Origin of the sequence: Pandoraea sputorum, assembly GCF_000814845.2 — a bacterium.
Classification (GTDB): Bacteria; Pseudomonadota; Gammaproteobacteria; order Burkholderiales; family Burkholderiaceae; genus Pandoraea; species Pandoraea sputorum.
Window position 1 is genome coordinate 3,397,013 of the sequence record NZ_CP010431.2, and the last position, 23,514, is coordinate 3,420,526.

Sequence of the window (23,514 nt, forward strand, 5' to 3'; positions counted from 1 at the left end):
TATCCCCGCGCCCGGCAGGGAAAAACGTTCTGTGGTGTAATTTCCCGGCAATTTTCCGATCGATGCATCCACGAGGAGCCGCAATTGATTCAGGTCTATTCCTGGGCCACGCCCAATGGCCATAAAGTCCACATCATGCTCGAAGAGTGTGGACTGGCCTATCACGCCCATGCCGTCGATATCGGCGCAGGCGATCAGTTCAAGGACGAATTTCTCGCCATCTCGCCGAACAACAAGATTCCGGCTATCGTCGACGAGGACGGGCCGGACGGCAAGCCGATCTCGCTATTCGAGTCCGGCGCGATTCTGTTGTATCTGGCGGGCAAGACCGGCCGTTTCCTGCCGGAAGACGTGCGCGGCAAGTACGAGACGCTGGAATGGCTAATGTTCCAGATGGGCGGCGTGGGGCCGATGCTCGGTCAGGCGCACCACTTCCGGATCTATGCGCCCGAGAAGATCGACTACGCGATCAAGCGCTACACCAACGAGGCACGACGCCTGTATGGCGTGCTCGACAAGCGTCTTGGCGATCATCCGTACGTCGCGGGCGACATGTACACCGTGGCGGACATTGCCATCTGGCCGTGGCTGCGCTCCTGGAAGAACCAGGGCGTGGAGTTGTCGGACTTCCCGAACGTCCAGAAGTGGTTCGAAGCCATTGAAGCGCGTCCGGCGGTGCAACGCGGCATCAAGGTGCTCGCCGACGCCCGCAAGCCGCTTCAGGACGACAAAGCCCGCGAAATGCTCTTCGGTGCGACCCAATACGCACGCCGCTGAACGTCGCATGACCGTCGAACGGCGGCGTCCCGGGCCGTTCGACGGACTGTCACTCAAAGTGGTTTACACTTCGAAACAAAGTGCGGTTTCGCCAAAGCGCTGGCGGTGCTAATCTAAGCGCATTCTTCGACGCGACACTCTGTCGTCGTCACTTGCAGTTCGCAGTCCCTCGCCGCTGGCCATTGGAAGATCCGGGAGATCCACAAATGTCAGGCAAGTTCGAACTCAAGCGCAGCCCCAATGGTGAATTCCACTTTCACCTGCTGGGCGACAGCGGGCATACCATCCTTTCCTCCGAGACGTACAAGGCGCGCGCTTCAGCGCAGAACGGCATCGAGTCCGTGCGCAAGAATTCCGCGGAAGATCACAGGTTCGAGCGCAAGACGTCGACTTCCGGGCGCCCCTACTTCGTGCTCAAAGCGCGCAATGGCGAGATCATCGGCCAGAGCCAGATGTTCTCGACCGCCGAGCAGATGGAGGACGGCATTACCCAGGTCAAACGCGATGCGCCCGCGGCGTCGGTGAGCGATTTGTCGCATTGACGAGTTGTGCGCCTAACCCGCCTGACGCGTAAGTGCGAGGGAGCGTGACGTCGTAGTCTCGTCGTGCGCCCTGTCAGACGCATCGACGACCGGACCGCGCGTCATTGGGTGTCACGCAAGCTCACCCGCTCCCGGATAAACACTTCGTCATCTGCACCTGAGCAATCTCGCGTGTAGAGCGTAATCGGGGCGACGGCATACACACAGTGGTTTTGGTGTCGCAAGCGTCCATCGCTGCCGAATTCAAGCGGCCTGACCTGCCTGTCCGGCGTGACTCGCACACGTACTACAACGCTATAGTCCATATCCAGGCCAAGTGCCGGAGCAAACGTTTTGGTACGCGCAATCCACGCCGCATAGATTAACGGTGTGCCCGACGAAAGCGTGCTAAAGAAGGCTGCTGTCGGGTGATCGCAATTGCCCAGGTGCACCGTCGTAAAGTTGGTGAGGGATTGGTTGATCACACATTTGTCCGGAATCGTCTTCGAGCGATACCGAAACGGCCCATCGGGCAGCAACTGCCCCACCTTCACGCATGAAACCGCCCCCTGCAAGTTGCTGCTTCCGCGCCAGCCATCCGCCAGAAGATAGGGCTTGCCGTTCCCGTCGATCAGACGCGTACCCTCCGTCTTGCCCTGAGAGAGCTGCACTTCGGTCACGCCGATGTCGCCGATCTGCTGGTCCTGGAACGACACCTTGTAGAACGCATACGACTCGTTGTTCCCGCAATCCGGGTTGTTCTGAATCTCCAGCCACATCCCTTCATGCGCCCCCTGAATGCTGAAGAAGTAGTGCTCGTCGTTCGGACACGACGAACTGTCCTTGAAATTGATCTTCTGTCCGTCGTACAAGCTGAACGAGCACGGCTTGTCGGCGTTCTTCTCCCACATCGTGATCTTCGGCAATGGATGGTCATGCTGCGGCTGCGCACCGCCTGACGTCATCGCATCGGCATCCGCCGCGTCCGCCATGCGCTGATATCCCATTAATAGCGACGCGCCCATCAAAACCGTCGCAACGGCCAGCGACAACCAGGGCCACCGTCTGTCTGGAATTTTCTGCATCACACACCTCCGTGGATAACCCAGTGCTTCCTGCGTTCTAAGACTTACGCAGAGGATTGATCACCTCGAACGACACACGCCACCCGTCCTGTCGCCCCTGATCGTGAAATCCGACCTGATAGTGGACGATCAGACGCGAGCCGTGCATCAGGGGCGCGAGCCACGTCGCCGGAATCCGTTCGTCGAACCCCTCCCGTGCCTCCGTCGCCGTGACCCGATGCCCGTCCTTCAGAAAATGCCGGTAGATCTCGCCAGGCCTATCCTCATGCTCGCCTTCGCACCAGAGCCACAACTGCTGGCGCTCGAATGCGAGATACCACGGCTGAAGCAACACCCGGGCACCGTCCGGCAACTTGTCGGGCTCGATGCGATCGCTACCGGCAAGATCCGGCAATTGCGGCACGCGCATGTCGGTCGGCTTGAAGGGCAACACGCTCAACGACAACACCGGACTCGTCGCATCGCCGCCCGGGCGCGACACCGTGTAGCTCACGGCCGACGATAAGCCGACGTTGGCCGCCACCACCGCCGGAGCAATCTCGAACGAAAGGAAATCAGGTATCGGATCCGACACGGTCTCAAAAGCCGTATCGATGGTGCCGTCGCCACCCGTTCCATGCCAGTGAGCCTGCACGCGGTGCCCGGCTTGCATACCCTGATAGCGCACGTGCACCGTGGCACCGCCCAGCGCGAGCATCGGATTCAGGAAGCCGTCGCCTCCGTTCTCGACCTGCGGGGGGGCCAGCCTGAGCGGCGGCGTGAGATCGATAAGGATCTCCTTGACCCTGGATATCCCGATGATGTCGCTCCCGCGCTCGACCCGATACGTGAACGCATATTCGCCGCTCGCCAATTGCCGCAGGACCTCGCCCGGGAATTCCACTTCGATCTTCGCGCCGACATCGTCGTCGAGCAGGGTGCGGGTCATCGACGCGATGTCGACGCCATTGATCGTGCAGAAAAACGTGTCGCCGGGCGCGGAAAACGGCGGAAAATGCTGCGTATTCGCAGGCAGTACGTCGCCGTTCGCCGCCAGATATTCGTCGGTGACACCGCCCGTATCGACCTCGGTGTCGACTGCGAAGTCAAGGTACGGCAACGGGGCATTCGATGTCATAGGAAGTTCGCTGACGTTCATCTTGTTACCCCTTAATCGGACATTGCGCGAATCGATGACGAAGTGATGGGACGGTCGGTGCAAGGCGTCGAATTATTCGCCGTCACACGCCAGATGCTCACACCTCCGTTTCCGTCGACGGATCAAACACGAGCGCGAAATGAACAGTATTCGTGCTCTGCCCTCTGCCCACCGAACGCTCACGCACAGAACGGTTCAGGTCGACACGCTCGATCCCACCGCGGGGCGGTGACATCGCGCGGTTGACCGCTAACTTGTACATACTGAACACGATGCCTCCGGTAACTGGAGGGCTCAAGGACCGCGAACGGCGGATTGACCCGCTGGTGACGGTTTCCACACTGGGAGACCCCCGCCCTGGAGACGGAGTCCTCAGACGAATGGAAGGGGGAGACACTGAGCGGCCGGGATCGCCTAACGACATACGCCCACTACTACGCGACATTCGGCTCAGAGCAGAATCGGGTCGGACCATGCTCTCTGCTCTCAACATACTCGCCGCCCTCCGCGTCGCAGCGATGGTAAACGCGGCCCCCGTCAGAAGGTCAAATGCGCCGAGTGCGGTGGCAGTCAGACCGAGCGCATTCGCAAGTTCATCACTCCCGGTGCCTGCTGCGATCGAGGCTGCGCTAGCCACGAACATGCTTGTCAAATTCGTGACCGTCGTGGTGACCAACGACGCCTGCGCTACCCCGCCCATCGCAGCGAAGTTCGCGGATATGCTGGCGAGAGAAACGCCCGTTGTGGCCGCAGCAGCTGCCGACGTCCCCGTCGCCGCTGCGGTTGCTCCGGTAGTCGTCGCCACCATCGCTGCGCTTGCCGGTGACAGAAGCCCCGCCGAAAATACGGCGAGCCCGACCGCTGCCAGGCTGGTCAGCGCGGTGATCACCCCGCCAAGCCATGACGGAACGTGCCCCGACGGATCGATCGAGTTGAGCGGATCGATACGTGCGTAGGGGTTGAAACCACCGCCGTCGAACGGGACATAGGTGTCAGGCACCAGAAAGCGACTCAGCACCGGGGAATACAACCGCGCATTACCCAGCCAGAGACCATGCGTCGCCGGATCGACAAGCTCCCCATCCTGACCGGGAACGCTATCGGGGACGTCCGCACGGCGATACCCGCTCGGGGTGTACGCGATGCCTCGTGTCGCCGCCTCGCTCGCATGCACTTCGAGCACGCTCGCCTTGCGATCGGTGGCGTAGGCCAGCAATTGCCCTGTCGAGTCCAGCGTGCCCACACCCTCGTCGAGATAACTGCGCATGACGGTGCCCTGCACCTCCACCGCCAGCTTGTTGCGACGGAAGATGCGCCGACGCGTCGGCTGCCCTGTCTGGACCAGCAGCGCCTGTTCGTCGAGCGGGTTATAGCCATACTCCGTAGGTGCCTGCCCGCTTCGCTGCGCAGACATCATCTGGTCCTGCTCGTTATACGTGTACGTATTGCCCAACCCATCGTCGATGACGCGCCCGGCCGCATCGTAGCCCAGCGTAAAGCGCCCGTCGGCGGCGGCATAACCACTGCGCTCGAACGCCGTGAGTTGCGTGGGATCGTCGTCGTTCTCATAGTGGAACGTCACCGTGGCCGCCGTGCCCAACCCGTCATGCCACGTCATGATCTTCGTCACGTTGTCAAAGGCGTCGTATGCCCACTCTTGCACCGAAATTCTTTGCGAGGGATCGTGCGGATCGGGAGGACTCTCGGGCCCTTCGGTGTAGTAGAGCTCGAGCCGGTCGCGCCGGTCGTAAGCCATCGCCTCCATCAACCGCTGCTGACCGCCCTCGGTGCGCGTGCGGCTGACCAGCAAATCGAGGTCGTTGTAGCCCTGGGTCAACACGAGTGCGGGTCGTCCGGGTGCCACCGTCTCGCGCCGGATCTCGCGGCCGAAGTCGTCATATCCGAATGTCGTCGTCAGGCGCAACGCACCGTCCTGCCGAACGACCTTTTCGCACAACTGGCCGAGCGAGTTCCATGTGTACTCCACCGTAACGTCGCCGCAGGTGTACTCGACCAACTGCCCCGTACTTGGGTGATAGCCATAGCTATGCACCGCACCCGCCGCATCCGAATATGAGACGGGCAGACCGAGCAACGTCCATTCATGAGCCGCCTGATGCTCCCCGGCTTCGTCCGTCCAGGTCTCGATGTGTGCCGCCCCGCTGGCATAGCGCTCGCAGGAATACGTAGCACCGGCCATCGCTCCGCCCGCCGAACCTGCACCCACGAGCAGCCCGGTAATGGGGTCATGCGCATAGTCGATTTGCACGGTTCCGGATACGCGTTGTCGAGGCACGTCGGTCAACGACGGGTTGAGCGTGAACTTCACCGACTGCCCCGCCGAATTGATCTGTTCGGTAGGATGTGTGCGATCGAGCTCGAACAACCAGCACGTTTTACGCCCACCCACTGTCTGGTCGGTCACGCGCATCAGACCGTCGAACGTACGCCCCCCAACCTCAGTGCCGTTCACGCGCACCTTTGCCACGCTGTCGTCCAGCGAATGCGGTGCGTAGGCATAGTCGAGCGTGTCGCCATTGCTAAGACCGATCAGGCTCGTTCGGTCCGCATAGTCGTATGTGTAGGTCGTCTGGCGTCGCGAGGTGTCGAGCGCGCCGACGCGACGGCCCAATCCGTCGTAGGCAAACGTCCACTGACTCACGAGTTTTCCTGCCGTGTCGGTGCGCGTCTCCCGCTCGATCTCGGCGAAGCGGTTGTACGCGCGCGCCGTGACCCCTGAGCGTTCCTGTCCGCCTTCGAGCCAGCGCGTCTCGACTTGCGTCACAGCATTCCACTCATCATGCTCGACGACACCGTCCGGTCGCGTCACCGCATGGCAGCGTCCCCATCCGTCGTAAGCGAAGTGTGTCGTGCACTCCAGCACGACATCGCCCATGCGATCAATCGTCGTCTGCTTCACTTCGCGACCGCGCACGTCGAAGTCGTGCCGCGCAACCTCGAAGATCTCACCGTCGGCCACGTCGGGGTCGCTACGAGTCGCCCGCACGGTCAACCCCGTGCCATCGAAGTAGACGGTCTCCACGATGCCGGAATCGCGCGTCGTCTGCTGCGACGCAACGCCGCCAGCCTCCCCCACGAGCGAGTAGACATATCCCAATGTCGCGGTGTAAGCGGTATCTCCCGACGTGGGCGTCGTTCGCTGTGTGACCGTGCGGCCGAGCACGTCATATTCCGTCGTGACGATCGCGTCCGCGCTCTGCACGAGGGTGTCCAGGCCAGTGTGAATAGACGTATGTGTGGTGGTGACACGATGTGTGTCGTCGAAGTCGGTACTGTGGGTGAGCGTCGTGATCAGTTCGTCGCCCGCCTTGGCATAGGCGTAGTCGCTCGTGACCGTACGCCCGGCCAACGTCTGTGCGCGCTGACTTGCACGGCCATGCAACAGCGGCGATGACGTCTGGTTGAAGTATGCGAACGACAATACGTCGAATGTTTCCCCATCGGACATTTGACGCTGCTCGGTCACCGCCAGAAAATCGGCCGCCCCGGACACGAGCGACGGATAGCGCGCATACCGAAATTGCTGAACCACCGTCGGCGCCACGTTGCTCGGCGTCATGCCGGGCGTGAGCGGGATCGGCGCGCCAGGCAGCACCGTCTGCGACTTCACCGTACGCGGGGTCGCCCACACGGGGTCGGGCGGACATCCCTCTTCACCACCGGGATCGTAGTACTCGGTCCGTTGCGTGACCCCGTCCGGCGTGACGACCTCGGTTGGATTACCCCACTCGTCGTACATGTGCGTCGTGAGCTCGTCGCGCGACACACCGTCGCGACGCCAGCGTACCGTCTCCTGCCGCAGCAGTTGCACGATGGCAGGCTGCTGGTCGTATGGCAGGCCCGTCGTGTCGTGATACACGCTCAACGTGGTCTGCTCGCAGCCGTCCTCTTCGCGCCTCTCCTCCATGAGCAGGTGAAACCGGTTGAACTCGCGATACACCGTGCCCACGACCACCGGCGGCCCATTGGTCTCGTCGACCTGCGATTCGGTCGACGAATAGCGATAATCGGTCCGGACCTTGTAGAGCCCATCGGTGGCATCTTCCCAGTCGACACCAGCGCCGTAGCCGAGAAAGTTGTTTGTCGAGAAGGCATATGTCGTCACCCGTATCGGCTGATTCTCGCCTGGCTCGATCACATGGCGCTCTACGTAGGGGAGATACGTCGGCGGCGTGCCCGGCGCTTCGTTCGAGCGCGCTGGAAACCGATGGCCGTCCGTTCGGTAGAAGATCCGCTCCACACTGCCGGTGGGCGAGCGCACCTCAGTAAGAAACGGGAGATCTGCATCGGTCAGGCGTTCATAGCGGAACCCCCAGCGGGGCTGACCGGGTAGCGGCAAACGAATCGACGACACCAGATCGCCGCTGAGCGCCATCTCGTAGACGATCGGTACCGGACCGCGTACGGTGATGCTCACGGCCAGGCCGGAGCGCGTCACGCTCAGCAACTCGCCACGGTCCTGGTCGCTTATCGCGGCGAGCGCGGGTTCCCCTTCGAAGGCCTGCCACGTCAGATAAACCGAGCGCCCTTGCGGCGAAACAATTTCGACCGGCACCCACGGTGTGAGCGGATCCGAAGGCTGGAAAGGCTTCAGAATCTCGCGTTGGCCCGACCGATAAGTCACCACCACCTGCGTGGCAAACTTCTCGACAATTATCGTAGGCAACTTCTGGTCGGGCAGCGTGATGCTCGCATCGGTCATGATGGCAAGATGCGTCTCGCCGTCCGACAATTGCAAACGCTTGGCCGCCGGTTGCAGTTGCGAAAAGCCCCAGCTCCAGCCGCGACCGCCCCCCCTGTCGACGTTCTGTAACGGATCGAAGCCAAGCGACAACTTCAGTTCCGGACCGGCCAATGCATTCATCGACATGACCGGCAACGCGACGCGTACCGAGTAGACACCGGTTCGCGGGTCCACGCCCTTTTCAAGAAAACTCAGAAAGCTCTGCGCCCCGGAATACAGTGCGTTATGGTCAGCCTGCGAGCGTTCGCGAACGGGCGCGTTCATATCGGCATCCTTACGACTTCAAGCGAAAATTGAGGGGATTCGACGCAGCGCCAGACCGCGTTACGTTGAGATTTGGGGTGTCGGATGTCGCCGCGACATCAGCCCTGCGTCAGATCAATTTGCTTGAGCGACTCCTCGATGTTGAGTCGCATTCGATGCGTCGTGCCGTACTGGTCGCGCAGAACATAGACACAGGGCTGTTTGTTGGCGCCACCCGACCACGGGAGCCCTCCGACACGCGAGACGAGCACCGCCGACGCGCAGCCGGTGCGATAGTAATTGTTGGTCGTCGGGCGATAGTCGCCCATGTACTGGGAATCCGAGTAGACGAAGGGATGCTGCTGCACAAACTCATCGGGTGGCAGCGCGTAGCCGCAAAACGCACCGGTGACAGAATTGGGCGATAGCCACCGAAACATGCTCGCATGGCTGCCCGGCGCGACCTCGATGGTACGGATGTTGTATCGCCCACCGCTATCCACGATCCCAAGGTGGTAAACCGTCACCTTGATGTTGGGGCCGACATCGAATCTGTCCGGGCTCTCCCAATCCGCCATCCATGCAGACAGACCCGGCCGTTGGAATTGCACCGGCACAACATCGACTTCCCCGTCACTGCCGGAAATGTCCATCGAGTACACATCGATGCCGGGGCCACCGCTGCCCGCCAGGGTAATGCGCGCCCCAACGGTCTTTCGAGCATTCGCAAAATCGGCTGTCTGCAAGTATCGGTGAAACGGTTCCGGAGCCACTGTTCCCGAAAATGCCGCCCCGGGTGGGCAAAAGTCGAAAATGTTTTTTTGTTTGGATGTGCCCCAGCCCGTCGTCACGGGGACAGATGAATCGACCGCGGGGATCAACTGCCGAGTCGTGGCATCGACCAACTGCAAGCTATCCTCCTCCTCAGGCGTCAGCGTGCTATCGGCCTCGATCAGGATTTCGATCCGTACCTGACTCAAGCCATTGTTGTACAGACGCTCTGTGCCGGACGTGATCTTCAGCGCGAAGGTCGCGATTTGGGTCGCTCGTGTACTCGCATTCATCTCAGACTCCGTCCAAAGAAGTGTGAACTAAATGTTAGGAGTCGCCCGCGCCACACGCACCTGTCAACGTTGACAGGCGATGTTCACATTGCGCGACGCGGATGATGGATGGCGTCGCGCAATCGGAAAAACAAAAAAAAGGCGGCGCCACGGGGCACCGCCTGTTCACTGCCTGAAGGTTATCGCTCAGACCGGTCTTTTCAGGTACAGCCCGGTCCCTCGGAAGCGACAAACCTCTTCGCCGTGCTGATTGGTTGCCGTCCACAACTGACGCACGATGCCGCGATCCGGACGACTCTTCGACGCGCGTACTTCCAGCGTGCTGCTGGTGACCGTAACGGTATCGCCGGGACGCACCGGCTTGAGCCATTCGATCTGTTCCACCCCCGGCGATCCCATGCTCGACGAGCGCGACAACAACTTGTCGACATTCATCCGCATCATGATGCTGCACGTGTGCCAGCCGCTCGCGACCAGGCCGCCGAAGTGCGATTCGCGTCCAGCCGCTTCGTCAACGTGAAACGGCTGCGGATCGAACTGACGCGCAAAGTGCACGATCTCGTCGGCGGTAAATGTGTATTCGCCCAGATCGAAGGTGTCGCCTACGGCGAAGTCCTCAAAGTAGTACTCCAGTGTTGCCATCCCAACCTCCCGCTGTACGAGTGATTCGAGTCATTCGGGCGAGTCGACGTGCGCTGCCGATGTGCGCTGCAAATCGCCGCGTCCGAGGGACATTATGCATGACGGCACGCATCTTCCCCCGATGCACTTTGCACGCCACGCCGCCGCGTCAGTCCGCAGACAATCGACCAGCGATATCTGATAGTGCCCGCCATGCTGGCGCACCCACCATGAACACCGATGCCGTCGGCGTTCGTGGTCGCGTCTCTTGCGTCGGCATCTCCCTCTCACAGGCAGGAGCCACCACCGAATGATTCGCTCAATTGACTGTCCACCAGGGTCGAATTCAAGCCCCTCCACGTTGGAACACGCATGCACGGGTTGCACCGCCACGGCATGGCGCCTCGACAAAGCGCCCACGCTGCCAACGCTGCTGAGCGCTTCGCCCCACCCCGATGCGCCGTGCTGGAGCGACAGGATGACGCAAATCTGCAACGATCATCCGGCACTGAGCACCAGCCTTCGATGGTTTCTCGGCGAGGTTCCGCTCACCGAGATCGCGCAGTTTCTGGACAGTGGCATCGAGGTACTGGCCGACGCGCTCGATACCTCACCCGAACTGGCACACGGCATCCTGATCTCATGGGAGAGCGCCCTGGCGCAACGACACCCGGCCGAATCTCTGGAAACACTCTGCCTGCGTGTGACGTCGCCCTCGAATCTGCGAGACATCCGACGGTCGATGGTCCGGGCCACCGCGCGTGATGGCGAGTCCGGGAATCGCAACGTACCGGTATGCGGTAAAAGCTGGGCGCAGAGTGTCTCGGACACGTTCCTATGGATGCGAATGGCTGGCAGCGGATTCGATCCCAACCTTGGTGAGGTCGATTACGAGCAACGTGCCCGCAAACTGGCGTACGAGGTGGGTTGTGCGATGCCGACGTTCCGCTTCGACAGACTCGGGGCAATCGGTACGTTGACCGGTTTCCTTTACGCCTACGCGAGTACCTCGCGCAGCGTGAACGACATTGGCATCGCAAGCCAGTTGCCCTCGCCTCACAGCCTCCTGCCCGACGACAGCGGGCGTCCTTCCTTTCGCGAGATCATCGGCGATGTCGTCGACGCCTGTCTGCGTGCGATCTCCGAGGGCACCAACCAACTGACGAACGCCGTGCCAGGTTACGATCCGCTTCGCTTTCCGGAAGCCGTCGGCACAGTGGTATCGACCACGCTCCCGGATACTCTGAATCCTGTGCAGGAGGGTGCGTTTCCCCCTCGTCATGTGCGCCATCCGGCACATCATGCGTCCCGACGTCCGACTGAGAAGCAAGCGCCGAAACTGTCCCCGTTGGATAATTCGCCCGCGATGCGACGCGTCGTCTCGCTCGCCAACGCTCAGGAAAATCGCGCCCTGACCCGGGAAGTCATGATCAACGCGATTTCCCCCATTTTGAATTTTCGGCAATTCATCGACCGCGAACTGATCTCGGCCCTCGCCCGCGTCGGCATCACGCAGAATCCCGATCTTCTCTATCTGAATCGATTCAGATACTTCGGTCGCCCCTCCCAAATGGGGCTGCCGCCGAGCACCCTCGCACGTAGTGGCCTTATCGAATCGCTGACGCTGAGCGAGGCCGCACGACAGTTTGCGACGAAGCAGAACCACATCAAGGAGAGCCCGCTCGCCTACGGCATCTATCTGCATAACAGTACCCAGAGAATTCACTTTGTCCCCGACGATGAGGTCAAGGAGTTGACGGTCCCGGCGTTCGAGAAGATGGTCGACGCTTGCAGGCAGCGCTGGCTTGGCCATCTGGACCGGCTGGAAAACCCGCGCGCCGGGGCCAATGACGCCGGGGCACTTTACGAGCGTGCGCGCACCGCACTCGGGCAGCAGGCCGCCATCGAGTACAACGCCGGACGAATCTCCGGGGACGGTCTGATTCTGGCCCAGATCGTGACGTATGCGCCCCATGCAACGCACCGTCGACTGAACCCCGACGCGTACCTCAGCAACATCCGAGTACACGAGATCATCATCGACGTACCCGGGGCAGGCCACGTCCGACCTGCGGGCGCATTTGCCATTTCGGAGTATCCCGCACGGATGACACGTCATCCGGGAAGGATGCTTGTCGCCGTGCTGGGAAGCGGTTTTCCGTTGAGGGAATACGAGTCGGAACTGAGTCTCGAACGGGATCTGGCCAGAGGTGAAGGCTCTGTCATCTACCGGGAACTGGTCGGTCGGCTTCCCCTCGGGATGCAACCCCGGTGTTCCGGCGACGCCCCATGCCGGGTCATGCTGCCCGCCACGCAAAGCGATGTGATCCGTCTCGCATTGAGCGCGAGCTTCAACGTGATTCACCAGGACTTCGACCACGGCGGCAGCGCGCTGCTCGATGGGCAGCGAAGCGCCGTCTGGACAGCATGGCTGGCCGGGGCGAATGCCACCGACTTCGACACGGGAATGCGCGAAGCCGCGCCCGGCGACACCGGCTTTCCCGCCGGGTTCCCCCCCGATACGCTCCCTCGAGAACGGCGTCTGCACATCGACCGCTGCGCTTTCGAAGCGGTTCACCAGGTCGGCCGACTGCGGGTCCGTGTCGCCGCCGCCCTGCCCGATTTATCGCGCGCGACCGAGGATTACATGACCGCGCTGATCAGGACCTTGAGCGGTCATCTGATCGCCACGTCGCAGACTTACCTTCATGTCTACCGGCAGCGTGTGAGCACCACGCTCGATTTTCCGACCATCGACCGGAGCGGCCCGGACACCCCGATCGAAACGCGGTCGCTGACGCAATACCTGGCGAACCGGGTCTGCGGCGAAAAAACCGAAGCGCTCTCACCCGGCACCCGGGTCATCTTGTCGCCCGATGCGAACCCCGTCAACGCGCGCGAACTGAAGATTCCGAACCTGACACCGGAGGATTTGCTTAAGGCCATCGATACCGAGTCCTTCATCGATCAGCAAACCGACGCTTTCGATGCTTTCTGGCTAGACCACTCACAGAACATGTACGTGTCGCTCAAGGGCGCATTCATCATCGAAGCCTTTGTACAACGGCAGGAAGGCCACCTGCCGGGCGCAGCGGCAGACATCGCCCGGCGCGTCGCCGGATGCGCCAGCATATATACGCTGGATCTGGAACCGATGCACGCACCGTCGATTCCGGATGTCGGCATTCGCATGTCGTGGCTACACATAGGCGGCGCAAAATCGGATATTCAAATCTTCGAAGATGTCGGGACCGGCTGGTTGCTCATTTATGCGCCTCGCGTGCTGTCGGATCATCTGATCGCGTTTCATCGGCATGCAGCGTTGCACGACTGGCTCACCGAGCAGCTTGGTGATACGAGTGCCCGCGAACGGCTGGTGAGCGCGTTTTCCGGCGCCGATCGCGAAAACGCGGTACGCACCGGCCTCATTGGTACGTCAGCCCCTCGCATGGGCATCGTCCCTGCCTTGTCATTCTCGACGTCGCCCATTTCCGGCGACCCGTTCACCGCGTACCTTGACCTATTCCGGACGCGCGTGAAGGAAGAAACGCATCGCCGGACACCGAGGCTTACCGGTAGCGTCATCGCGCCGCTGCTCGACACGCTCGCCGCCACCAACTTTGTCTTTGGTCTGGCGTCCATCGCCGGGGCTGCGTTGCCGACCATCGGCACCACTTCCACCACGCTCTCAGCGATAACCTTCTCGATGGGCGCCACCGCCGTTGCCTTCGGTGACCCACCGGCTCGACGTGCGGGCTGGAACGCCATGCTTTCCGGGGCGGCCGGGATGCCTATCGGCTGGTACACGGATGCCGTCACTGCGGTGCGTGGGCAATTGCGGCCCTTTCTGGCGTCTGTCTCCTCACAGCGGTTGCATGAACTCATGCCTAATCTCTATCGTGGCGAACAGGGCATGGTGGTGCGCTCCGGCGAGCATTATTTCAATGTCGACTATTTTCCCGACCGCAGATCCTGGAACGTGATCGATCACGGCAGGCCCGGCTCGCCCGGCCCCTCGATCTCGCAAACCGCGAATTATGACTGGATTCTCGAAGACATCAGCGCACCGTCCACGCCCGACGGCGCAGTCGGAGCCACGGTGTTCCATGACGATGTGAGTTTGAATTTCCTCGACGTCGAATACCGCTCAAAGCTTTCGGCGCAGCGTCATGCGGCGTCGGCCGAGCATCGGGAAGCCTTCCTGGCGGGTCGAAGTGAAGCGGAGCAAAGCCCATTGAACCTGCCACCGGAAGCGCGGCCATCGGCGCTGCTCAAGCTGGATTTCATCGATCCGGCAACCCGCGATCCCCGACTGCTCGGCATTCTCTCGCGCCGCGTCGAAGAAGTCATGCGCGTCGAAGCCACAGCGCGTGCTGCGGTCAATGCACGGCTCATTGCGGGCGACATTCACGCCGCATCCGGAGAATTCCGCCCCTTGCCGCAAATGGCCTATACGGCGAGCAATGCAGATGGGCGGACCGGATTCTGCTTGCCGCTGGTGCGCATGATGGCGGTCGCCCAACATCGAGGGGAAATCACTGCGTTCATCCGGACGATAGAAGGTGCCGTTCAATGGCCTCAATCCCCTCAGGCGCTTTCACTTCGGGAGCAACTCATACGACTGCATTCCAGCGTGGAAGCCAGCGCTACGGAAACACATCTCGGGCTGTTTGACCTCGAAAGGCTCGAACAGGCGATCGCGGGCGGTCCTGCCAGAGCAACGTATCTCGTCACCACGCGGCGTCATTCCATGTCCATATTGGTCGAGCGTGCCGGCACCGTTGTCTACGATCCGAATTTCGGTGTTGCCGAATTTCGCTCGACCGGCGACGCGCTCAAGGCTTTCGGGGCGTTGATGCGCCGAGGCGATCTGGCGCGTCACTACGGGGCGTTCGACGGCGTAGGCGAGATGCAGTTCGTCCTCAAGCGAGTGGACGTGGAAAGACTCGCCCGCGTCGACGTGGGGGGAGCAAAGGTGGCCGAGATGGCGATTTCGACGTGGGGGTGAGATCAGGGCAAAGCGATGGCCGCCGGAACGGCACCCGGCGAACGGCTACTGGAGGGTTTCCTTCACGCCGTCTGGCAGCGGCAACGACATGATGTCGATACCCTCGTCGGCAAGCGCCTCGGCCTCTTCTCGCGACGTCGTGCCGCGAATATTGCGCTCCGGGGCTTCCTGATAGTGAATCTTGCGAGCTTCCTCGGCGAATTGGTTGCCGACGTCTTCCGTATTCGCGATGACGTGACGCACGGCCTTCATCCACAACGTCTGCAATTGACGCTGCGCTTGTGCAACTTCCGGAGGCAGCGCATCGGTACGTACCGGCGAGCCGCTCGCCTGCGTCGCCGATGTCTCGGCGCGTGACGTCGTCCCCGACAGATTCAGACGCGGTGCGGACGGCATGCGCACGACAGCCGTATCGCCACAGACAGGACAAGCCACCAGCCCCCGGGACTGTTGCGACAGGTAATCGTCCTCCGAGCCGAACCAGCCCTCGAAGGTGTGCTCATGGGCACAACGCAGATCAAAAACCTTCATGATGCAACGGATATGTCTCCGCCCCGCCGTTCGAAGACATCGGCGGGACCGGGATCGAATAATGACCGTAAGACGGCGAATCAGCGCAACGGCGTACGTTCACCGGGCTGCCAGACTCCCGATAATATCTTTTCCAGCCAAAACGCGCCGATAACCGATTTCACGTCCGTGACGCGCCCTTCACGCACCCACTCAAGCAACTCCGTCGCAGGCATCTTGAAGACATCCAGAAACTCGCCTTCGTCCAGCTTCTGCTCGCCCTTCGTCAGATCGCGTGCCAGCCAGATGTCGATGAACTCCGTCGAGTAAGAAATCACCGGGTGAATGCGGGTCAGGTAATCCCAGCGCTCAGCCCGATAGCCCGTCTCTTCCAGCAACTCGCGCTGACCGCACACCAGACCGCCCTCGGCCTGGTCGAGCTTACCGGCGGGCAACTCCGTCATCACGCGCTTCAGGGGATAACGATACTGACGCTCCATGAGCACCTGACCGTCTTCGAACAACGGAATCACCATCACTGCGCCCGGATGGGTCGTGTACTCGCGAATCGCCGTCTTGCCGTCGGGCAGACGCACGCGATCGCGCTTAATGGTGAGGAACGCGCCTTCGTAGACGGTATCGCTCTCGATGCCGGTCTCAATCAGGTGCTGGTCGTCTTGCTGTTGGGTCATAAGCCCTCCACGGCTGAAAATTGGCGAACCCAGAATACAAAACGCCGCCTCAGGGGCGGCGTCTTGCGAAGCATCCATCTCACGCGGCAGCCGCCGGTCGATGGCGCCACAAATACCGGTAGACGAAGCCCGGAAACGCGAACACGACAAACAGGCTCGCCGTCACGGCATAGAACTCCCAGCCCTGCGCGAACACGTTACCGATGCCCGACTCGATCAGGTAACCCAGCGCGCCCACGACGAAGTACGCCACCACCATCTCGATCAGACGAAGCCACAGCGGCTTGACCGCCGACTTGCGTCCGAGAATACCGAACAACCGCTGGTTCACGAACGGCAGGTTCGCGCCCAGCACGGCCAGCAGAATGACTAGCGTACCGCCTGCGGACATCCCCATCGTTCGTCTCCTCTGCTTGCCTTGCTATCTCTGTCAAACGGCAGGGCAGATCGTTCCGATCTGCCCTGAGCGCGTCACATTACTGCGTGAAGTCGTCTCCGGCGAGTTAGCTCGCCAGCGTCAGCTTGATCGTGCGCAGGCACCAGTCCATCAACGAACCCGGCATCAGGCCGAGATACAGCATGGCCAGACCGTTGATCGACAGCACGAAGCGCATCGTACCGCTGCCTTCAAGCGCATTGGTGTCGTCGGCTTTGTCGAAGTACATCAGCTTCACGACACGCAGGTAGTAGAACGCACCGATCAGCGAGGCGACCACCGCGACCACTGCCAGCCACACCATACCGGCGTTCACAACGGCCTGCAGCACGGCCAGCTTGGCGTAGAAGCCTGCCAGCGGCGGAATGCCGGCCAGCGAGAACATCAACATCAGCATGACGAAGGCGAACCACGGGCTGCGCTGGTTCAGGCCCTTCAGATCCGAGAGGTTCTCGGCTTCGAAGCCCTTGCGTGAGAGCAGCAACACGATACCGAACGTACCCAGCGTCGTGAGCAGATAGATCACGCTGTAGAACAGCGACGAACCGTATGCGTCGGCGATGCCGTCGATCTTGCCGCCCACCACACCCGAGAGCATGCCCAGCAGCACGAAGCCCATGTGCGAGATCGTCGAGTAAGCCAGCAGACGCTTGACGTTGGTCTGCACGATAGCCGTCAGGTTACCGATCACCAGCGAGAGCACCGCCAGGATGATCAGCATCTGTTGCCAGTCGATCGCCAGCGGCAGCATGCCTTCCACCAGCAAGCGCAGCAGCAGCGCGAAGGCACCCAGCTTCGGTGCACCGCCGATAAGCAGCGTGACCGGAGTCGGTGCGCCCTGATAGACGTCCGGCACCCACATGTGGAACGGCGCAGCACCCAGCTTGAACGCGAGGCCGGCGACCACGAAGACCACGCCGAACACCAGCACGATCTTGTTCACGGCGCCAGAAGCGATCACTTCGAAGACCTTGGCGAGTTCGAGCGAGCCCGTCGCGCCGTACATCATCGACATACCGTACAGCAAGAAGCCCGAAGCCAGCGCGCCCAGCACGTAGTACTTCATGGCCGACTCGGTCGCGTTAGTCGAATCGCGCCACACGGCGGCGAGCGCATACAGCGACAGCGACATCAGTTCCAGACCCAGATACAGCGTCAGGAAGCTATTGCCCGAGATCATCACCGACAGGCCCAGCAGCGAGAACAGGCTGAGGACATAGAAGTCGCCACGGGCAAGACCGCGGGCTTCCAGATACTTCTGGCCGTAGATGAATGTGACGAACGTTGCCAGACCACCGAAGGCCTTGAGCAGGTTCGACATCGGGTCGGCGACGAACACATTGCCGAACAGGTAATGCGACGCCGGGTCGGCGGCGTTGCAAGCCCACAGCACCGACACGACAGCCGACGTGATGAGCGCCAGCACGTAGTTGAGCTTGCGCGTCTGGCCGAGGAACGCGTCGCACATCATGATCACGAGGATCATGAGCAGCAGGATGGCCTCTGGCAACGCAGGCAGCAGATTAATGTTTTGCATGATCTAGATGTCCTCCCCGATTACGGCAGCTTGGTCTGCGCCACGTGGGCGAGGAGGTTAACCACGGAGGTATGCATCAGGTCCGTAAAAGGCTTCGGATAGATACCCATGAACAACGTGAGCGCTGCCAGCACCGCGAGCATGAAGAACTCGCGCTTGTTGATGTCGACCAGCTCGCGCACATGATCGTTGGCGATCGCGCCGAAAATCACGCGCTTGTACATCCACAGCGAGTAGGCCGCACCAGTGATCAGCGAGGTGGCAGCCAGCAGGCCCACCCAGAAGTTCAGCTTCACAGCGCCCAGAATCACCAGGAACTCACCCACGAAGCCCGACGTTGCCGGCAGACCGCTGTTGGCCATGGCGAACAGCATCAGGAACGCGGCGAACTTCGGCATCGTGTTGACCACACCGCCGTAGTCGGCGATGTTGCGCGAGTGCATGCGGTCATACAGCACACCGATACACAGGAACATGGCGCCCGACACGAAACCGTGCGAGATCATCTGCACCATCGCGCCCTGCATGCCGATTTCGCTGAACATGAAGAAGCCGAGGATTGCGAAGCCCATGTGAGCGATCGACGAGTAAGCCACCAGTTTCTTCATATCCGTCTGCACCAGAGCCACGAGGCCGATGTAGACGATGGCGATGAGCGCAAGCGCGACCATGAAGCCCGACAGATAGTGACTGGCGTCCGGTGCGATCGGCAGCGAGAAGCGCAGGAAACCGTACGCACCGAGCTTCAGCATGATGGCGGCCAGCACGACCGAGCCACCCGTCGGTGCTTCCACGTGGGCGTCCGGCAGCCAGGTGTGCACCGGCCACATCGGCACCTTCACGGCGAAGGCCATGAAGAAGGCCACGAACAGCAGTATCTGCACGTTCATCGGCAGCTTCGCGGCGTACCAGTCGGTCAGCGTGAACGAACCCGTTGCGTTGTACAGATAGATCAGCGCAACCAGCATCAGCAGCGAGCCGAGCAGCGTGTACAGGAAGAACTTGAACGCGGCGTACACGCGATTCGGACCACCCCAGATACCGATGATCAGGTACATCGGGATCAGCGTGGCTTCGAAGAACACGTAGAACAGCAAGCCGTCCTGTGCCGAGAACACGCCGATCATCAGACCGGAGAGGATCAGGAACGCGGCCATGTACTGCGCCACGCGTTCGGTGATCACTTCCCAGCCCGCGATCACCACGATCACCGTGATGAGGGCGGTCAGCACGACGAGCCACAGCGAGATGCCGTCGATGCCGAGGAAGTAGTTGATGTGGAAGCGTTCGATCCAGCTCGATTTCTCGACGAACTGGAACGAAGAGGCCTTGGCGTCGAAGTTCGAGATCAGCGGCAGCGTGACCAGGAAGCTCAGCAGCGAGCCGATAAGCGACAGCGCGCGTGCGACACCCGGATTGCGGTCGTTACCCACCGCGAGGATAACGATCCCCGAGATGATGGGCAGCCAGATGGCCAGACTCAGAAGCGGTAGCGATTGCATTATTATTGGCTCCCCCTATTACTTGCCGTTCAACGTCACAAACAGCGTCAGGAGCCCGAGCATGCCGATGATCATGGCGAACGCGTAGTGATAGATGTAACCGGATTGTGCGAAGCGGATGACGCCAGCGAACCAGCCCACCAGACGCGCGCTGCCATTCACGACGGCGCCGTCGATGAGACCCTGATCGCCCGCCTTCCACAGGCCGCGACCAATCTTGAGCGCGCCCTTGGCGAAGACCACTTCGTTGATCTTGTCCATGTAGTACTTGTTGTCGAGCAAGTTGTAGACGCCCGAGAACCGGTTCTTCAGCGCTTCCGGAATGTCCGGACGCTTGAGGTAGAAGAACGCCGCCAGAATGATGCCCAGTGCCGACAGTGCGATCGGCAGTGTGCCGAACGAGTGCAGCGCCATGGCCACCCAGCCGTGGAACTCGTGGCCGAGCTCTTCCATCGCCGGGTGATTCTCGCCGACGAAGATCACGTCCTTGAACGCCACGCCTTGCTTGAAGAACTCGCCGAAGAGCATCGGAGCAATCGCGATGGCACCGATGATGACCGACGGGATCGCCAGCAGAATCAGCGGAATCGTGACGACAGCCGGCGACTCGTGCGGCTTCTGACCCGGGGCCAGACCGTGGTGCTCGTCGTGCGAATCCTCTTCTTCCTCGTGGTGCGCGTCGTGATGATCATGCGCATGCGCCTGACCGAAACGCTCCTTGCCGTGGAAGACCAGGAAGTACATACGGAACGAGTAGAACGCCGTGACGAACACACTCGCGACCACTGCGAAGTAGGCGAAGCCCGAACCCGGCAGATGCGAGGCGGCAACCGCTTCGATGATCGAGTCCTTCGAGTAGAAGCCTGAGAAGAAAGGCGTGCCGATCAGCGCCAGCGAACCCAGCAGTGACGTGATCCACGTGATCGGCATGTACTTCCACAGACCGCCCATGTTGCGCATGTCCTGATCGTGGTGCATACCCATGATCACCGAACCGGCACCGAGGAACAGCAGCGCCTTGAAGAACGCGTGCGTCATCAGGTGGAAGATGGCGACCGGGTAGGCCGACACGCCAAGCGCGACCGTCATGTAACCGAGTTGCGAGAGCGTCGAGTAGGCCACGACACGCTTGATGTCGTTCTGGATCATGCCCAGGAAGCCCATGAACAACGCCGTAATCGCACCGATGATCGTGATGAACGACAGCGCGGTGTCCGACAGTTCGAACAGCGGCGACATACGGCTCACCATGAAGATACCCGCCGTCACCATCGTAGCCGCGTGAATCAGTGCCGAGATCGGGGTCGGGCCTTCCATCGAGTCCGGCAGCCAGACGTGCAGCGGGAACTGTGCCGACTTACCCATCGCACCGATGAACAGGCAGATACAAGCCACCGTAATCAGACGCCAGTCGGTGCCCGGGAACGACAGGGCTGCAACGTCGTTGGCCTTGGCGAACACTTCGCTGTAGTTCAGCGTGCCGGTGAACGCCAGAATCAGACCGATACCGAGCAGGAAGCCGAAGTCGCCCACGCGGTTGACCAGGAACGCCTTCATGTTGGCGTAGATCGCGGTCGGACGCGTGTACCAGAAACCGATCAGCAAGTACGAGACCAGACCCACCGCTTCCCAGCCGAAGAACAGTTGCAGGAAGTTGTTGCTCATCACGAGCATCAACATCGAGAACGTGAACAGCGAGATGTACGAGAAGAAGCGCTGGTAGCCAGGATCTTCCGCCATATAGCCGATGGTGTAGATGTGCACCATGAGCGAGACGGACGTGACCACGCACATCATCGTGACGGTGAGCGTGTCGACGAGGAAACCGATCTCGAGCTTGAGTTCGCCGATGCGCGCCCATTCGTAGACCGTGGCGTTAAAGCTCGCCCCGTTCAACACGTCGATAAAGGTCATGACCGACAGGACAAACGCGACCAGCACGCCGAGGATCGTGACCGTGTGGGCGCCCGCGCGTCCGACTTGCTTGCCGAACAGGCCGGCAATCATGGAGCCGACGAGCGGCGCCAGCGGAATCGCGAGCAGCAGGTTGGGATTCAATGTGGATGCCATAACAGCGTTCGCTTTAACCCTTGAGGCGGTCGAGATCTTCGACGTTGACCGTTTCGAGCTTACGGAACAGCGTGACCAGAATAGCCAGACCGATCGCAGCTTCTGCGGCGGCCACCGTAAGAATGAAGAACACGAATACCTGGCCGGCAATGTCGCCCAGGTAATGCGAGAACGCGACGAAGTTCAGATTGACCGCGAGCAACATCAGCTCGATGGCCATGAGCAGCACAATCACATTTCTGCGGTTGAGGAAGATACCGGTAATGCTGATCGCGAACAGAATCGCGCCCAACACCAGGTAATGCGCTAGCGACAACGACATCATGCTGTCTCCTTATTCCGCCGCCGGCTTGTCAGTGCCGGTGGATTGCTGCCGGGCTTCGGCGGGCATCGACACCAGACGCACGCGGTCGCGCTTCTTCACGCGCACCTGCTTGCTCGGGTCGGTCTGTTTGTGGTCCTTACGGGTACGCATCGTGAGCGCAACGGCTGCCACGACGGCCACCAGCAGGATCAGACCTGCCACTTCGAAGGCGAAGATGTAGTCGGTGTAGAGCGCAACGCCGAGCGCCTTGGTGTTCGACACGTCCGGTGCCGACACGGCCTTGACCGGAGCACGCGTGGCACCGTAGCCGCGCATCAGCACGAGGGCTGCTTCGACGATCATGATCGCGCCGACGGCACTCGCCAGCGGAATGAACTTACCGAAGCCGCGACGCAGTTCGTCGAGATTGATGTCGATCATCATCACCACGAACAGGAACAGCACCATCACCGCGCCGACGTAGACGAGCACCAGCATGATTGCCAGAAACTCGGCTTCGAGCAGCATCCAGATCGCCGCAGCATTGAAGAAGGCCAGCACCAGGAACAGTGCCGACTGTACGGGGTTGCGCGAGGTCACGACCTTCAGGCCGGAGATCACGAGGATCAGCGCAAACACGTAAAAAAGAAAAGTTGTGAATTCCATAATCACCGGGTGTGCCGAGAATTAGCCAACGTCTGTTGCCGTACCGGGCGCGCTACCCAAGCACCGCGCCCTGCCCTGCTTTAACGGTACGGCGCATCGGCCGCCTTGGCCGCCGCGATTTCGTTTTCGTAACGATCGCCCACCGCGAGCAGCATCTCCTTGGTGAAGTACAGATCGCCACGCTTCTCGCCGTGATACTCGAGAATGTGCGTTTCGACGATCGAGTCCACCGGGCAGCTTTCTTCGCAGAAGCCGCAGAAGATGCACTTGGTCAGATCGATGTCGTAGCGCGTGGTGCGACGGGTATTGTCTTCACGCACATCCGATTCGATCGTGATTGCCATTGCCGGGCACACGGCTTCGCACAACTTGCAAGCGATGCAACGTTCTTCGCCGTTCGGATAACGGCGCAGTGCGTGCAGACCGCGAAAACGCGGCGACAGCGGCGTCTTCTCTTCCGGAAACTGCACCGTCACCTTGCGTGCGAACGTGTAGCGCCCTGTGAGCGCCATGCCCTTGAGCAGTTCCAACAACAGGAAACTGCCGAAAAAGTCCTTGATTGCCCTTACCATGGG

Annotated in this window: 17 protein-coding genes; 3 read left to right on the top strand and 14 right to left on the bottom strand. The window is 61.0% G+C overall.

Annotated features, from left to right (window positions below):
* Positions 1–84: 84 nt before the first annotated feature.
* Together NA29_RS14955 and NA29_RS14960 are read left to right on the top strand one after the other, a co-directional pair.
* On the top strand, positions 85–777 hold the full coding sequence (locus NA29_RS14955) for a glutathione binding-like protein (RefSeq protein ID WP_039399209.1): 693 nt from the start codon (positions 85–87) through the stop codon (positions 775–777).
* A 206-nt stretch (positions 778–983) separates the two neighbouring features.
* Positions 984–1,319, top strand: coding sequence for a YegP family protein (locus tag NA29_RS14960; RefSeq protein ID WP_039399211.1), 336 nt, complete (start codon positions 984–986; stop codon positions 1,317–1,319).
* Between the two features lie 101 nt (positions 1,320–1,420).
* Here the strand turns inward: NA29_RS14960 and NA29_RS14965 are convergent, their stop codons facing one another.
* The 5 genes from NA29_RS14965 to NA29_RS14985 all read right to left on the bottom strand — a co-directional run bounded on the left by NA29_RS14965 (position 1,421) and on the right by NA29_RS14985 (position 10,235).
* Positions 1,421–2,383 (bottom strand): hypothetical protein, encoded by a 963-nt coding sequence (locus NA29_RS14965; RefSeq protein ID WP_150777373.1) that lies wholly within the window; start codon positions 2,381–2,383, stop codon positions 1,421–1,423.
* 37 nt (positions 2,384–2,420) lie between these two features.
* Positions 2,421–3,500 (bottom strand): hypothetical protein, encoded by a 1,080-nt coding sequence (locus tag NA29_RS14970; RefSeq protein WP_150777374.1) that lies wholly within the window; start codon positions 3,498–3,500, stop codon positions 2,421–2,423.
* Between the two features lie 118 nt (positions 3,501–3,618).
* Positions 3,619–8,550: an RHS repeat domain-containing protein gene (locus NA29_RS14975; RefSeq protein WP_039399217.1), complete on the bottom strand. Its 4,932-nt coding sequence runs from the start codon at positions 8,548–8,550 to the stop codon at positions 3,619–3,621.
* Between the two features lie 98 nt (positions 8,551–8,648).
* On the bottom strand, positions 8,649–9,593 hold the full coding sequence (locus tag NA29_RS14980) for a hypothetical protein (protein ID WP_039399219.1): 945 nt from the start codon (positions 9,591–9,593) through the stop codon (positions 8,649–8,651).
* A 186-nt stretch (positions 9,594–9,779) separates the two neighbouring features.
* Positions 9,780–10,235 carry a MaoC family dehydratase gene (locus NA29_RS14985; protein ID WP_039399222.1) on the bottom strand — a complete coding sequence of 152 codons (456 nt, stop codon included), beginning with the start codon at positions 10,233–10,235 and terminating at the stop codon, positions 9,780–9,782.
* A gap of 1,345 nt (positions 10,236–11,580) precedes the next feature.
* Between NA29_RS14985 and NA29_RS14990 the strand changes: the two genes are divergently transcribed.
* On the top strand, positions 11,581–15,222 hold the full coding sequence (locus tag NA29_RS14990) for an Mcf1 protease effector domain-containing protein (RefSeq protein WP_157127407.1): 3,642 nt from the start codon (positions 11,581–11,583) through the stop codon (positions 15,220–15,222).
* Positions 15,223–15,267: 45 nt separating this feature from the next.
* On the opposite strand, the gene NA29_RS14995 is transcribed toward NA29_RS14990, so the two are convergent.
* The 9 genes from NA29_RS14995 to nuoI all read right to left on the bottom strand — a co-directional run bounded on the left by NA29_RS14995 (position 15,268) and on the right by nuoI (position 23,511).
* Entirely contained in the window at positions 15,268–15,753 is a 486-nt protein-coding gene (locus tag NA29_RS14995) for a DUF1178 family protein (RefSeq protein WP_039399225.1), read from the bottom strand.
* Between the two features lie 80 nt (positions 15,754–15,833).
* Complete coding sequence (locus NA29_RS15000; protein WP_039399227.1) at positions 15,834–16,424, bottom strand: NUDIX domain-containing protein; 591 nt, start codon at positions 16,422–16,424, stop codon at positions 15,834–15,836.
* Between the two features lie 79 nt (positions 16,425–16,503).
* The gene (locus tag NA29_RS15005) at positions 16,504–16,815 is read right to left on the bottom strand and encodes a DUF2818 family protein (protein WP_039403639.1); all 312 of its coding nucleotides are present in this window, start codon (positions 16,813–16,815) and stop codon (positions 16,504–16,506) included.
* A 112-nt stretch (positions 16,816–16,927) separates the two neighbouring features.
* Positions 16,928–18,397, bottom strand: a complete 1,470-nt coding sequence (nuoN, locus tag NA29_RS15010) for an NADH-quinone oxidoreductase subunit NuoN (protein WP_084103782.1) — start codon at positions 18,395–18,397, stop codon at positions 16,928–16,930.
* A gap of 20 nt (positions 18,398–18,417) precedes the next feature.
* Positions 18,418–19,899 (bottom strand): NADH-quinone oxidoreductase subunit M, encoded by a 1,482-nt coding sequence (locus tag NA29_RS15015; RefSeq protein ID WP_039399229.1) that lies wholly within the window; start codon positions 19,897–19,899, stop codon positions 18,418–18,420.
* 18 nt (positions 19,900–19,917) lie between these two features.
* Positions 19,918–21,969: an NADH-quinone oxidoreductase subunit L gene (nuoL, locus tag NA29_RS15020; RefSeq protein ID WP_039399231.1), complete on the bottom strand. Its 2,052-nt coding sequence runs from the start codon at positions 21,967–21,969 to the stop codon at positions 19,918–19,920.
* Positions 21,970–21,982: 13 nt separating this feature from the next.
* Positions 21,983–22,294, bottom strand: a complete 312-nt coding sequence (gene nuoK / locus NA29_RS15025) for an NADH-quinone oxidoreductase subunit NuoK (protein ID WP_023596640.1) — start codon at positions 22,292–22,294, stop codon at positions 21,983–21,985.
* A 9-nt stretch (positions 22,295–22,303) separates the two neighbouring features.
* Positions 22,304–22,939, bottom strand: a complete 636-nt coding sequence (locus NA29_RS15030) for an NADH-quinone oxidoreductase subunit J (protein WP_039399233.1) — start codon at positions 22,937–22,939, stop codon at positions 22,304–22,306.
* 80 nt (positions 22,940–23,019) lie between these two features.
* Positions 23,020–23,511 (bottom strand): NADH-quinone oxidoreductase subunit NuoI, encoded by a 492-nt coding sequence (gene nuoI, locus NA29_RS15035; RefSeq protein ID WP_039399235.1) that lies wholly within the window; start codon positions 23,509–23,511, stop codon positions 23,020–23,022.
* Positions 23,512–23,514: the final 3 nt, after the last annotated feature.

Excerpts from the sequence above, each read along its gene's own strand:
- NA29_RS14960 (WP_039399211.1), top strand. The coding sequence starts at position 984 with ATGTCAGGCAAGTTCGAACTCAAGCGCAGCCCCAATGGTGAATTCCAC.
- NA29_RS14965 (WP_150777373.1), bottom strand. The coding sequence starts at position 2,383 with ATGCAGAAAATTCCAGACAGACGGTGGCCCTGGTTGTCGCTGGCCGTT.
- NA29_RS14970 (WP_150777374.1), bottom strand. The coding sequence starts at position 3,500 with ATGACATCGAATGCCCCGTTGCCGTACCTTGACTTCGCAGTCGACACC.
- NA29_RS14975 (WP_039399217.1), bottom strand. The coding sequence starts at position 8,550 with ATGAACGCGCCCGTTCGCGAACGCTCGCAGGCTGACCATAACGCACTG.
- NA29_RS14980 (WP_039399219.1), bottom strand. The coding sequence starts at position 9,593 with ATGAATGCGAGTACACGAGCGACCCAAATCGCGACCTTCGCGCTGAAG.
- NA29_RS14985 (WP_039399222.1), bottom strand. The coding sequence starts at position 10,235 with ATGGCAACACTGGAGTACTACTTTGAGGACTTCGCCGTAGGCGACACC.
- NA29_RS14990 (WP_157127407.1), top strand. The coding sequence starts at position 11,581 with ATGCGACGCGTCGTCTCGCTCGCCAACGCTCAGGAAAATCGCGCCCTG.
- NA29_RS14995 (WP_039399225.1), bottom strand. The coding sequence starts at position 15,753 with ATGAAGGTTTTTGATCTGCGTTGTGCCCATGAGCACACCTTCGAGGGC.
- NA29_RS15000 (WP_039399227.1), bottom strand. The coding sequence starts at position 16,424 with ATGACCCAACAGCAAGACGACCAGCACCTGATTGAGACCGGCATCGAG.
- NA29_RS15005 (WP_039403639.1), bottom strand. The coding sequence starts at position 16,815 with ATGTCCGCAGGCGGTACGCTAGTCATTCTGCTGGCCGTGCTGGGCGCG.
- nuoN (WP_084103782.1), bottom strand. The coding sequence starts at position 18,397 with ATGCAAAACATTAATCTGCTGCCTGCGTTGCCAGAGGCCATCCTGCTG.
- NA29_RS15015 (WP_039399229.1), bottom strand. The coding sequence starts at position 19,899 with ATGCAATCGCTACCGCTTCTGAGTCTGGCCATCTGGCTGCCCATCATC.
- nuoL (WP_039399231.1), bottom strand. The coding sequence starts at position 21,969 with ATGGCATCCACATTGAATCCCAACCTGCTGCTCGCGATTCCGCTGGCG.
- nuoK (WP_023596640.1), bottom strand. The coding sequence starts at position 22,294 with ATGATGTCGTTGTCGCTAGCGCATTACCTGGTGTTGGGCGCGATTCTG.
- NA29_RS15030 (WP_039399233.1), bottom strand. The coding sequence starts at position 22,939 with ATGGAATTCACAACTTTTCTTTTTTACGTGTTTGCGCTGATCCTCGTG.
- nuoI (WP_039399235.1), bottom strand. The coding sequence starts at position 23,511 with ATGGTAAGGGCAATCAAGGACTTTTTCGGCAGTTTCCTGTTGTTGGAA.